Below are 11,999 nucleotides of genomic sequence, written 5' to 3'. Positions count from 1 at the left end.
GACGTGAGGGTGCGCGCGAAGCAGGCCGTCGCGGTGACGGCGGGGCTCGTCGTCGCCGCCGTGATGCTGACGCTCGGGCTGTGGCAGATGTCGTCCTACGAGGAATCCACGCGCGACGTGTCGGCCGAGCGTGCGGCTCTGGAGCCGGTTGCGCTGGCTGAGAGTGTCGCGGAGAGCGGGGAGATCGACGACGTGTACGGCCGACAGGTCACCCTCACCGGGGCCTACACCACCGATGAGGTGCTGGTCGGAGAGCAGTGGCCGCTGCGTGTGGTCACTGCGTTCGAGATGGACGACGGCCGGCACGTCGCGGTGGTGCGCGGGATCGTCGAACAGGGAGCCGTGGCCCCCGCCGCACCGAGCGGTGAACAGGACGTGGCCGGGGTGTTCCTGTCGTCAGACCTGCCGGCTGAGAGTGTTGCGGTGGGGGCGGATATTGGGTCGCTGAGGGTGCAGGCGCTGGCTCAGGGGTGGCCGTCGCCCTTGATCGGGGGCTACGTGACGCTCCCCGCGGAGGCGTCGACGGCGCAGGGGCTGAGCGCAGCGCCGCTGGTGCTCCCCGAGGCGGAGGGGTCGGCGACGCATCGCGGGTATGCGCTGCAGTGGTGGGTGTTCGCGGCTGGTGCGGTGGCGTTCGGAATCTACGTCGCTCGCGGCTTCGGGAAGGACGCCGCTGACGCCAAACGACTTGCCTCAGCTGATGAGGTGCAGCAACCGCTCCCTGAGGAGGGCCGCCCCCTAGCCGCTCCCTGAGGAGGGCCGCCCGCGAAGCGGCGTGGCCTGTCTCGAAGGGTCGTGACTACCACCTTCACGCAGATCTCGTTGTCGGTGCGATGAGCCGTGAGTCGAGGCCCGGGCGGCCGCTATCCATGGCTTTGCTGACCGTCGCTGGTCACACTGTGGCCGAGTGGTGGAGGCCGCCCGGGCCTCGTCTCCCGTCTCCCCGCACTCGGTCCTCCTGTGGCGTTGCCTGGTCCCGGGTGCGGGCCGGCAGGGCGGCGTGGGGGTCAGGTCAGCTCGAGCGGGATGCCGGTTGGTGATCCTCGGGTTGGGCACCGCTGCGCAGTGCCGCCCTGCCGTCCCCCACCCTCGCTGTCAGGTCCGAGTTCTCGACCCTTCGAGACTCCCACGGTCGCTTCGCGACGCGGAACCATCAGGGACCGAAGTAGGACCCCGCGAAACGGCGTGGCCCAGATGCCTATCTCACTCGGTCTCGCTGGCCGCGATCGTCGCCCGGACGTTCTTTGTGGCGAAGTGCTCGGCGACGAACGACAGGAACGGCACCGTCCCCGCGGCCATGATGACCAGGAACCACTTGATGGACCACTTCACCCGGCGACCGAGGTCGTAGGCCGTGATGAGGAGCACCATGTACAGCCAGCCGTGCGGCATCCCGGTCCACACCACCACCCGGCCGTCTCCCCAGATGTACTTCAGGGGGAGGCCCACGCACACCAGCACGACGAGGAGCACGCCGACGACATAGGCCATGATGCGGTAGCGCAGCAGGGCGGACCTGATGGCGGGGATGTCGCTTGGGGCGACGGTCGCGGCGGGGGTCGCGGTGGTCATGTCAGTTCCTCGTTAACTCGATCTATAGTTTTGTCGCTATATTGCTTTACTGCTAGAGATGCTTAGCGTTAGAGCGTCCTGCCGTCCAGCACTGCGACGATGCGGTCCAGGTCGTCACCGCTGGCGAACTCAATGGTGATGCGGCCCTTGTTCCGTCCGATGTTCACCTTGACCCGAGTGTCGAAATGGTCACTCAGGTGAGTGGCCAGCTCCCGCTCCCGCTCGGAGGGAATCCTCGGGGTCCGCGCGACGCTGGAGCGGTGGGCACTCCCCCGCCCCAGCGCGACGATCTCCTCGGTGGACCGGACCGACAGCCCCTCGGCGATGATCCTCTCACTCAGTTCCTCCTGGGCGTTCGCGTCGGGAAGGCCCAGGAGGGCGCGCGCGTGGCCGGCGGACAGGACGCCCGCCGCGACCTTCGTCTGCACCCGCGTTGGCAGGTTGAGCAGACGCAACGTGTTGGAAACCTGTGGGCGGGACCGGTGGATCCGCTGGGCGAGGTCCTCCTTCGTGCACTCGAAGTCACGGAGCAGCTGGGAGTACGCGTTCGCCTCCTCGATGGGGTTCAGGTTGGCCCGGTGAAGGTTCTCCAGGAGGGCGTCGCGCAGGAGGGCGGTGTCGTCGGTCCCTCGGATGATGGCGGGGATGGTCTCGCGGCCGGCGAGCTGACTGGCACGGAGACGTCGCTCCCCCATCACCAACTCGTAGGCGTCATCGCCGCTCCGACGCACAACAACCGGTTGCAGGACACCGAACTCGGCGATCGAGTCAGCCAGCTCGTTGAGGTCGTCCTCGTCGAAGACCGTGCGCGGCTGATGGGGATTCGGGGAGATCTGCTGGAGTGGCAGGTCGGCGAACGTGGAGCCGTCGCTGAGTTGTTCGGCCTTGTCGTCGTCGGTTCGGGCGAACAGGTCCCCAAGGCCTTGGCCGAGGCCGCTCTTCTTCAGTACAGCCATCATTCCTCCACCTTCTGGGCGCGCTCAGCCATCTCGCGTGCGGCGGCCGTATACGCGAGTGCGCCCGGAGATTTGGGCTGGTAGTTCAGGACGGTCTGCTGGTAGCTGGGGGCTTCAGCGATGCGCACGGAGCGCGGGATCTCCTGGGTCAGCGTCTGGTCCGGGAAGTGCTTGCGAACCTCGTCGGCCACTTCCCGCGACAGATTCGTCCGTGCGTCATACATGGTGAGGAGGATGGTGCTCAGCTCTAGATCGTCGTTGAGGTTGCCCTTGACCCGTGCGATGGTGCGCATCAACTGGGTGACGCCCTCGAGTGCGTAGTACTCGGTCTGGATGGGCACGAGGATCTCGTTGGCAGCCACGAGGGCGTTCAATGTGAGCAGTCCCAGCGACGGCGGGCAATCGAAGAAGATGTAGTCCACGCCAGACTCGTCCACGTACTGCTTGATGGCATCACGCATCCGGTGCTCACGGCCGCGGAGATTCACAAGTTCGAGTTCCGCCGCCGCGAGATCGATGGCGGCAGGAAGTACATGCAGATTTGGCGAGTGCGGAGACGGCTGGGCGTGTTCGATGATGCCGACGCCTTCGAGGAGAACCTCGTAGGTACCCTTCGTACCGGGGCTGTGCTTGATGCCAAGGGCGGTGGAGGCGTTGCCCTGGGGGTCGTTGTCGACGACGAGCACATTGAGACCGCCCAAGGCCATCGCATGAGCGATGTTCACTGTCGTGGTCGTTTTCCCCACGCCGCCCTTTTGATTGGCGACCACGACGATGCGTGGGCTCGCAGGCCGGGGGAGAGTCGCGGCGGGGGAGTCGAAGTCGACCATCTCATCGCCGTACTCGGATTCGACGCTGGCCTCGGCATCGCGAGCGGCTCGTCTGGGGTGCAACCCCGTTTCACGTGAAACGTTGCTGTGTTGCTTCCACAGCTCGTCATCATTCGCTTGCTGCGCCTTGCGCTTGCGGAAGAACAACGCCATCCGGGGCCTCCTTGGTGTCCGCGATGACTCTACCCAACTCGGGTGGCGGACCGCGAAGTGTGAGCGCCGCGTTTCACGTGAAACGCTCCGAGCGGATGAGCACGGCGTATGAACACCTATTCGCTCGCTGAGTCAGCCGCGGCGCGAAGCGCCCGCTGCCGCGTCGAAACCCACGGCACCCGGTGCAGTATGCGCAGCTAGGTCTCTCTGAAGACTGACGTCGGTTTCGACGCGGGCTGCGCGAATTCACCGCTATGCCCGGCTCAACCAGCGGGGGCGAGCTCAACCCTATGACCGGCTCAACCCAAGTCGACACAGGCCGCTCCGCTTCGCCCCTATGTCCGGCTCAACCCAAGTCGACCTGGCACGCGCCGCCTCGCGCCTATACCGGGCCCGGTTCACCGCCACCGCTGGTTGGGCCAGCCGCGGCGCGAAGCGCCCGCTGCTGCGTCGAAACCCTTGGCACCCGGTGCAGAGTCCCGCAGGTAGTTCTACCTGAAGACCGACGTCGGTTTCGACGCGGGCTGCGCCGCTTCGCGGCTAGGGCCGGCTCAACCAGCGGGGGAACGAGGCCCGGCTCAACCAGCGGAAAGCGGCTTCGTCCGGCGGGACCGTTGCGGCCGCAAGTCCAGTGGGATCGGGAGCGGCACCGGCCTGCCCGTCCTGCTACATCTACGCCAACGCCCCTCTCACCGGCCAGGGACACAGCCCCTGGCAGAAGGGCGTCGCTCGTCGTGGCGGTTCTGCGTCGTGATGCCCAACCCGAGGATCACTCAGCCGGCATCCCGCTCAGGGAGTCCCAACCCCGGCGCCGCCATGACGATCGGCTCCCGGACCCAGGCAAGGCCACGCTGGGAGCCGGCTGTGAGGCGTGACCCGCTCTCCGGGCGGCCCTCAAAAGCGCCGCAGGCCCCGACCCATGCTCGACCGGGGCGAATGACAGGACAGGCCCACGAGGGGCCGCCCGGAGAGCGGGTCACGCCTCACAGCCCTGAGAACCCAGCTCGAGCTGGAGACGCGGGTGTCAGCTAACGCGGATCGCCCTCGCGCCTTCGACGCCCGGGGCCACACTCAACTCCAGCACCTCTGCTTTGAGTCCCGCTCGCACCAAGGTGGGCCTGGCATCACGGATCTCCTGCTCGGCCGACTCTCCCTTGAGGGCCAGCAGTTGGCCACCGTCGGCGAACAGGGGAGTGGTCCACCCGAGTAGCTTCGTCAGCGGCGCAACGGCGCGACAGACGACGACGTCATAGCGGCGCTTCGTGTCCTCGGCCCGCGCCCGCAGAACCTCCACCCGGTCCTCCAGCCCCAGCTCCTCAACTGCCAGCGTCAGGAAGTTGGCCCGGCGCAACAGCGGCTCAATGAGCGTGACCGTGAGGTCGGGCCGGGTGATGGCGACTGGGATCCCGGGAAGGCCGGCCCCGCTGCCCACGTCCGCCACCTCCACTCCCTGCGGGATGGCGTCGTCGAGGGCCACCGAGTTGGCGATGTGGCGCTGCCACAGCTTGTCGCCCTCCCGGGGCCCGAGCAGTCCCCATTCGATCCCGCGCGAAGCCAATATATCGACATATCGGCTTAACTCTTCAGCGCTTCGGCGATGAAACTCTAAGAGTGCCGCTCGAGCCGTCAGCTCCGGGGACTGCTCGTCGGTCACTTCGCGCTGACCACAACCCGGCGGTTCGGGGGCTCGCCCTCCGACTCGCTGAGCAGCCCGGCGGTGGCGACCTCGTCGTGGACGATCTTGCGCTCATAGGCATTGAGCGCGGCCATCCGCACCGGATCACCAGACTCCTGCACCTCGGCAATGGCGTCCTTCGCCATGGCAACCAGTTCGGCCCGACGCCGCGCGCGGTACCCCGCCACGTCAACCATCAGCCTGGAGCGGTGCCCGGTCTCCGTCATCACGACGAGACGGGCCAGCTCCTGCAGGGCGTCCAGGACCTCGCCGTCCTTACCCACGAGCCGATCCGATTCGGTGTCGATCACGACGAACGCGCGACCGTCCTGGACGGAGTTCTCGATGTCGCCGTCGAGATCGGCGATGTCCAGGAGCTCTTCGAAGTAGTCGGCAACCAGGTCGCCCTCCGCCAACAGGGCGGCTTCGGTTTCATTGTTCGACACGGAAAGTGTCCTCTCCTCATGCCCGGTGGGGGCGGTGTGTGGTTGGGTGTCGGGGCCCTGCTCGGAGGGCTGGCTCACTTCTTCTTCCGAGCGGAGCGCGGCGCCTGCTTCGGCTGCTGCCGGACGACGACGGGCTTGCCGTCCTCGGAGGTGCGGACGGTCTGGCGCGTCACCTGCTGACGGGTCACCTTCGTCGGCTGCTCCGCGACCTCAGCGCCCTCCGTGACCTCAGCGCCATCGCCACCCTCCGCGTCCGGGGCCTGGGCAACCGGGCGCGAGACGGGGCGTGAGCCGGCAGCGCCGTTGCCGGTCTTGCCGCGGCGCTTCTCCGCGCGGGCGATCATGATGCCCTGCGGATCCTTGCCCTTGGCCAGCATCCGCTCCTCCCATTCGATGAACGCAGGAGTGTTGGGCGCGGGATTGTTGCGGATGAGGAGACCCTGCTGGCCCATGGTCCACAGGTTCGAGGTGAGCCAGTAGATGAGCACGCCGATGGGGATGACCACAGACGAGGCGGCGTAGATGACGGGGAAGAGGTACAGCATCATCTTCTGCTGCTGGGCCATCGGGCCGGTGAGGGACTCCGGGGGCAGGTTCTTGCGCATCAACTGGAGCTGCGTGACGAAGAACACCGCGACCATCGCCACCACCAGCACGATGCCCACGGCCTGGGTGGGGCCGAACGAGGTCATCGGGAAGATGCGGTCCGCCAGGCGGGCGCCGAAGATCTCGGCGTTCTGCAGCGACGACACCAGGTCCGGGTTGATCTTGAAGAAGTGGCCGCGGACATTGCCGGAGGACACTCCCTCGAGCACGCGGAACAGCGCGAGGAAGATGGGCATCTGGAGGAGCAGCGGCAGGCAGGAGGCGGTGGGGCTGACCCCCTCCTCCTTGTACATCTTCATGGTCTCCTGGCCGAGTCGCTCCCGGTCATGGCCATGCTTCTTCTGCAGCTCCGCCATCTTCGGCTGAAGCATCTGCATGCTGCGCGCGGAGTTGATCTGCTTCACGAACAGCGGAATGAGGAGGGTTCGGATCACCACCGTGAGGCTGATGATGGCCAAAGTCCAGTTCCAGCCCGATTCGGCGCCGAACAGCGGCGTGTACAGCCAGTGGAAGAACACCACGAGGCCGGACACCGCCCAGTACAGCGGCTGCATCATCGCCGACAGCACCCCGTAGAAGCTGTCCCAGATGTTCAGCGTCACCAGTAGATCGACCACTTAAGCCACCTCAGTCTTCGGTTGGGACTTGGTGTCCCGTGATTCGTTGGAATTCTCTTCTGCCCAGGCCGCCGCTTCCGGCGTGCCGGGCACATAGTCGACGCCGCCCGCCGCCCAAGGATGGCAGCGCACGAGCCGTCGGCCGGTGAGCCAGACGCCCTTGACGGCGCCATGGGTTTCGAGTGCCGTCAGCCCGTAGCTGGAGCACGACGGATGGTACTTGCACACGTCCCCGTAGGAGGGGGAGATGACAGCGCGCCAGGCTTTGACGAACCAGATCAGCGGGTACTTCAGCACTTCGCCGCCTTCCGGAACGCGCGCCGCCAGGCGTCTGCGAGGTCCTCGCCCAGCCGATCCGTCGCGACGGCGGCATCGGGCAGGGCCCGCACCACGACATCTGCCACGACCGGGGCCTCCAGGCCGACGACGAGGTGCCGCAGCCGCCGCTTGACGCGGTTGCGGGTCACGGCGTTGCCCACCTTCTTGGAGACGACAAAACCCACCCGGCTGACGTCGGGTGGATTCTGGGTGGTGGGGCGCAACACGTGCACCACGACTGTCGGGCTGGCTGCCCTGGAGCCGTGCCGGACGGTGACACCGAAGTCACTGGGCTTCGTGAGCCGACGAGGACCTGGCAGCACCGACGTCCGGACCTAGGCCGACAGCTCGGTCCGGCCCTTGCCACGACGGGCCGACAGGATGGCGCGACCCGCGCGGGTGCGCATGCGGGCGCGGAAGCCATGGGTGCGGCTGCGACGGCGGTTGCTCGGTTGGAACGTGCGCTTAGTCATGGGAATACTCGCTCAGTGTCGTTGGTGTACAACTGCCCTGGTGGGCAGGGGGAAGTGACCGCCTCAATGGCGACTGGTCAACGATACGTGGCAACAGGCCCTGGGACCAAACCGCGCCCACGAAGCCGCACAACTAAGCAAATGACAGCCGTGTAGTCCAGCGTGTCACCGGCGTGTCGCGGAAATCGCCTTGCGTGTGGGGCCCGACGGGACTAACTTCGTTGTCCTGCCTTCCAGCTTATCCACAGGTGAGCCCCGGTCGGCTGTACCGCTAGGGTGAGTTATCCCCCTTGTGGACAACCTTGTGGACGAATGAGAAGGCGGAGCGAACCGCCGGGAAGTGGGTGAGGTGAGCGAATCACCGACGCCGGACCTGGCAGCCCTGTGGAACGAGGTCATCGCCTCCGCCGATGCCCCCACGAAGGCGTGGCTGCGCCGCACCAAGCCCCTGGACATGCACGGAAGCACGCTGATGCTCGCGGTCGGCGACGAAACCACGCGCGAACGCCTCGAGACCCGCCTCCGGCCCCAGATCGAGGAGCGCTTGAGCGACATCTGTGGTCAGAGCACCCACCTCGCGGTGATGATCAATCCACAGATGGTGCAGGAGGCCGACGCGTGGAGCTCGACGGCGCCGGACGTCCATGAGGACGAGGAGCCACGGCGTGCGGCGCCACGTTCGCGCCCCCAGGACGTCCGGCTCAACCCGCGCTACACCTTCGAGTCGTTCGTCGCCGGCTCGTCCAACCGCTTCGCGCACGCCGCGGCGGCCGCCGTCGCCGAGACTCCCGGCAAGTCGTACAACCCGCTCATGATCTACGGCCCCTCCGGGCTCGGCAAGACCCACCTGCTGCACGCCATCGGCCACTACGTGACCAACTACTACGAGCAGCTGCGCGTGAAGTACGTCTCCACCGAGGAGCTCACCAACGACTTCATCAACGCCATCTCCTCGAACCGCACGGCCGAGTTCCGCAGCTCCTACCGCGACGTCGACGTGCTGCTGGTCGACGACATCCAGTTCCTGGAGTCCAAGATCCAGACCCAGGAGGAGTTTTTCCACACCTTCAACACGCTCCACAACGCGCAGAAGCAGATCGTGATGACCTCCGATCGCCCGCCGAAGCTGCTCGAGGCGTTGGAGCCCAGGCTGCGGTCGCGGTTCGAGTGGGGCCTGATGACCGACATCCAGCCGCCTGACCTCGAGACCCGCATCGCCATCCTGCGGAAGAAGGTGGCCCAGCAGCGGCTGACCGCAGGCACCCAGGTGCTGGAGCTCATCGCCTCGCGGATCCCCACCAACATCCGCGAGTTGGAGGGGGCCCTGACGAGGGTCGCGGCGCTGGCCAGCCTCAACCAGCAGGAGATCACGCTCCCGCTCGCCGAGCAGGTGCTCAACGACCTGATGCCCGACGACGCCGCCCCCGTCGATGCGCAGACCATCATGGACGCGGCCGCCAGGTACTTCTCCATCTCACTGGAGGACCTCACCGGCAGCAGCCGGGTGGCGACCATCGCGGGGGCACGCCAGATCGCGATGTACCTCTGCCGCGAACTCACCGACATGTCGCTGCCGAAGATCGGGCACCGGTTCGGCGGCCGCGACCACTCGACGGTCCTGCATGCCGTGCGCAAGATCAACGAGAAGATCGGCAAGGACCGCGTGCTGTTCAACCAGGTGACCGAGCTCACCAACCAGATCAAGCAGTCCTGAACGCCTCGCCCGCCGCCCTCACCCCGTCGTCGGGGCCGCGTCAGCGTGCCACTGGTTGTGTGGATCAGCTCGCCGCGTGACAATGGAACCTCGGCGGGGTAACCCGTGCTGTTCGAGTGCTATCACTTCCTATACCCATGGGGGTATATACTCGGACCATGATTGAAGAGGTTGATCCCATGCAGCTGGACCCAGAGCAGATGGTGTCGGTGGTCAAGCGGCTCAAGCGCGCCCAAGGGCAGCTGGGCGGGATCATCAAGATGATCGAGGACGGCCGCAACTGCGACGAGATCGTCACGCAGCTCGCCGCCGTCTCCAAGGCCGTGGACCGAGCCGGCTTCTCCACCATCTCGATCGGCCTGCGCCAGTGCATGGAGCAGCCGGATCCGGACCCGCTGGATCAGGCCAAGATGGAGAAGCTGTTCCTGAGCCTCGCCTGAGGCCGAGCGCCTGAGGACAGCCCCGAGCACGACGAAGGGGCCCTCGCCACCGCGGTGGTGAGGGCCCCTTCGTCGTTTCCTTGTGCACGACACGCCGCCCGAGACGCCCACCGTTGCCCCATCGGGGCTAGGGGGGCTAGGGGAGGCACTCAGGCGGCGTGTCGTGCACGGGAGAGCCGGGGGTGAGGATCAGTGGAGCGTGATCCCCGAGCCCGCCTTCCACGTCGTATAGCCGCCGTCGAGGTTGAGCAGCGTCCGGCCGGAGGACCTCAGCGCCGCCAGCGCCGCGTGGCTGCGGATGCCGACCCCACAGTGGAGGACCAGTGGGGCGTCGCCGTCGGGGATCTCGTCCAGCCGGTCCCGCAGCTCGTCGACGGGGATGTTGATCGCGCCCGGGATGGCGCCGGCCGCGAACTCCCCGGGGGTCCGCACATCGACGACGACGGCGCCGGCGTTCTGCGCCTCCGCCACCTCGTGCCACTGGATGCTGTCCTCCCAGCCGCTGAGCCGGTTCTCGGCGATGAAGCCGAGCATGTTGATGGCGTCCTTGCCGGAGCCGAACTGCGGCGCATAGGCAAGCTCGAGTTCCGCCAGGTCGTCGGCCCGGAGACCGCCGGCCATCGCGGTGGCGATCACGTCCATCCGCTTGTCCACGCCCTCCTTGCCGACACCCTGGGCGCCCAGAATCTGGCCGGTTTCCGGGTCCACGAGTAGCTTCAGAGCCATCGTCGTGGCGCCGGGGTAGTAGGTGGCGTGCGAAGCGGGGTGGGTGTGGATGGCCAGGTAGTGGCGCCCCGCGTCCCGGAGCCGCTTCTCGTTCCACCCGGTGGCAGCCACCTGGAGGCCGAGGAGTCCGACGATGGCCGTGCCGCGCACGGGACGGGCGGCCCGCCCGCGACCCGCGATGTCGTCCCCGACCCGCCGGCCCTGCAGGTTGGCCGTGTTGGCCAGGGGCACCAGCACCGATTCGTCGCTGAGCGCGTCCACCTTCTCGACGGCGTCGCCCACGGCATAGATGGAGGGGTCGTTGGTGAGCTGGCGATCGTCGACCAGCAGGCCGCCACGGGGACCGATCCGCAGGCCCGCGGCCTTGGCCAGCTCGGTGTCCGGGCGCACCCCGATGGCCGCGACCACCACATCGGCCGGCAGCACCGACCCATCGGCCAGCGTCACGTCCTTCTCACCGATGGCGATGACGCCGGAGCCGAGCCTGAGATCGATGCCGGCTTCGCGCATCACCGCGTGCACAGGGACGACCATCTCGGGATCCAGCGGGGCCATCACCTGGGGGAGCGCCTCGACGACGGCGACCTGCATCCCGCGGTGCAGCAGGTTCTCGGCCACCTCGAGCCCGACGAAGCCGCCGCCCACGACGACCGCCGTACGCGCCCCGTCGACGGCCGCGATCATCCGGTCCGTGTCCTCCACGTTGCGCAAGGGCAGCGCGCGGCCGATGCCGGGGATGGGGGGCATGAGGGGCCTGGCGCCGGGGGAGAGGACCAGCTTGTCGTAGGTGAGGGTCTCCTCGCGGCCCGTGGCCACGTCGCGCACCACGACCTCCTTGGCCTGACGGTTGATCTGCACCGCCTCGGTGCCCACGCGCACGTCCAGCCGGAACCTGTTGTACAGGGACTCCGGGGTCTGCAGCAGCAGCGCCGAACGGTCCTCGATCACTCCGCCCACGTGATAGGGAAGGCCGCAGTTGGCGAAGGACACATAGCCGCTCCGCTCCACCACGATGATCTCCGCGGACTCGTCGAGGCGACGCAGACGCGCCGCCGCACTCATCCCACCAGCAACTCCACCAATGACTACAACTCTCATGTTTGGAAATCCTATACCCCTGGGGGTATGGTTGGCGAACCGGGGTGACCCGAGACAGCAATCCAAAAGGAGATCAACATGTGCAGTCCCGTCAAGTGCCGTCAGTGCGGCAAGACCACCTGGGCCGGATGCGGCAACCACGTGGAGGCCGTCAAGCGTTCCGTGCCGGCCGGCCAGTGGTGCGGCGGTCACCAGAACACCCAGACCCCCTCGTCGGGCGGCGGCATCTTCGGCCGTCTCATGGGCCGCTGACCCTGCGGACAACCGTGTGAGAGCGGCCGGGTCCTGGCTGTGGATAACTTTCCAGCCCGGCCGCTCCCCACAAATCCTTCACGTGTAGTTTCGATTCATCCACAGTCGCTCAACAGCCGCAAT

14 protein-coding genes are annotated in these 11,999 nt (G+C 67.1%); 4 read left to right on the top strand and 10 right to left on the bottom strand.

The genetic code is table 11. From position 1 onward, the window contains the following. The first annotated feature begins 9 nt into the window (after window positions 1-9). Window positions 10-753, top strand: a complete 744-nt coding sequence (locus tag ACX1D1_RS01640) for an SURF1 family protein (protein ID WP_459055655.1) — start codon at window positions 10-12, stop codon at window positions 751-753. 450 nt (window positions 754-1,203) lie between these two features. On the opposite strand, the gene ACX1D1_RS01635 is transcribed toward ACX1D1_RS01640, so the two are convergent. The 9 genes from ACX1D1_RS01635 to rpmH all read right to left on the bottom strand — a co-directional run bounded on the left by ACX1D1_RS01635 (window position 1,204) and on the right by rpmH (window position 7,646). Beyond that, entirely contained in the window at window positions 1,204-1,572 is a 369-nt protein-coding gene (locus tag ACX1D1_RS01635) for a DUF3817 domain-containing protein (protein ID WP_459055654.1), read from the bottom strand. Window positions 1,573-1,640: 68 nt separating this feature from the next. Further along, on the bottom strand, window positions 1,641-2,531 hold the full coding sequence (locus tag ACX1D1_RS01630; RefSeq protein WP_459055653.1) for a ParB/RepB/Spo0J family partition protein: 891 nt from the start codon (window positions 2,529-2,531) through the stop codon (window positions 1,641-1,643). Further along, window positions 2,528-3,358, bottom strand: a complete 831-nt coding sequence (locus tag ACX1D1_RS01625) for a ParA family protein (protein WP_255421977.1) — start codon at window positions 3,356-3,358, stop codon at window positions 2,528-2,530. The genes ACX1D1_RS01630 and ACX1D1_RS01625 overlap by 4 nt, the downstream gene beginning before the upstream one ends. 1,177 nt (window positions 3,359-4,535) lie before the next feature. Next, window positions 4,536-5,141, bottom strand: coding sequence for a 16S rRNA (guanine(527)-N(7))-methyltransferase RsmG (gene rsmG, locus ACX1D1_RS01620; RefSeq protein WP_459056610.1), 606 nt, complete (start codon window positions 5,139-5,141; stop codon window positions 4,536-4,538). A gap of 20 nt (window positions 5,142-5,161) precedes the next feature. Next, a complete protein-coding gene (locus ACX1D1_RS01615) occupies window positions 5,162-5,632 on the bottom strand; it encodes a Jag family protein (RefSeq protein ID WP_370585654.1) in 471 nt (156 codons plus the stop codon). A gap of 74 nt (window positions 5,633-5,706) precedes the next feature. Next, window positions 5,707-6,855: a membrane protein insertase YidC gene (gene yidC / locus ACX1D1_RS01610; RefSeq protein WP_459055652.1), complete on the bottom strand. Its 1,149-nt coding sequence runs from the start codon at window positions 6,853-6,855 to the stop codon at window positions 5,707-5,709. After that, the gene (yidD, locus tag ACX1D1_RS01605; protein WP_370585655.1) at window positions 6,856-7,152 is read right to left on the bottom strand and encodes a membrane protein insertion efficiency factor YidD; all 297 of its coding nucleotides are present in this window, start codon (window positions 7,150-7,152) and stop codon (window positions 6,856-6,858) included. After that, window positions 7,146-7,496 carry a ribonuclease P protein component gene (gene rnpA, locus ACX1D1_RS01600; protein ID WP_182781118.1) on the bottom strand — a complete coding sequence of 117 codons (351 nt, stop codon included), beginning with the start codon at window positions 7,494-7,496 and terminating at the stop codon, window positions 7,146-7,148. Before rnpA ends, yidD begins: the two co-directional genes overlap by 7 nt. Before the next feature lie 12 nt (window positions 7,497-7,508). Further along, window positions 7,509-7,646: a 50S ribosomal protein L34 gene (rpmH, locus tag ACX1D1_RS01595; RefSeq protein WP_182781119.1), complete on the bottom strand. Its 138-nt coding sequence runs from the start codon at window positions 7,644-7,646 to the stop codon at window positions 7,509-7,511. Window positions 7,647-7,986: 340 nt separating this feature from the next. Here rpmH and dnaA point away from each other — a divergent pair, with 340 nt between their 5' ends. Continuing rightward, the gene (dnaA, locus tag ACX1D1_RS01590) at window positions 7,987-9,360 is read left to right on the top strand and encodes a chromosomal replication initiator protein DnaA (RefSeq protein WP_459055651.1); all 1,374 of its coding nucleotides are present in this window, start codon (window positions 7,987-7,989) and stop codon (window positions 9,358-9,360) included. Window positions 9,361-9,518: 158 nt separating this feature from the next. Next, a complete protein-coding gene (locus ACX1D1_RS01585; protein ID WP_255421932.1) occupies window positions 9,519-9,800 on the top strand; it encodes a metal-sensitive transcriptional regulator in 282 nt (93 codons plus the stop codon). 189 nt (window positions 9,801-9,989) lie between these two features. Here ACX1D1_RS01585 and ACX1D1_RS01580 read toward each other — a convergent pair whose 3' ends face one another. Next, a complete protein-coding gene (locus tag ACX1D1_RS01580) occupies window positions 9,990-11,624 on the bottom strand; it encodes an FAD-dependent oxidoreductase (protein ID WP_459055650.1) in 1,635 nt (544 codons plus the stop codon). Window positions 11,625-11,702: 78 nt separating this feature from the next. Between ACX1D1_RS01580 and ACX1D1_RS01575 the strand changes: the two genes are divergently transcribed. Beyond that, a complete protein-coding gene (locus ACX1D1_RS01575) occupies window positions 11,703-11,876 on the top strand; it encodes a DUF8730 family Cys-rich protein (protein ID WP_182781122.1) in 174 nt (57 codons plus the stop codon). Window positions 11,877-11,999 lie beyond the last annotated feature (123 nt).

The sequence above is a fragment of the Tessaracoccus luoxuelianae genome (assembly GCF_054483915.1).
Note: the sequence above shows the minus strand (reverse complement) of the source record. Positions and strands in the feature narration are given on the sequence as shown.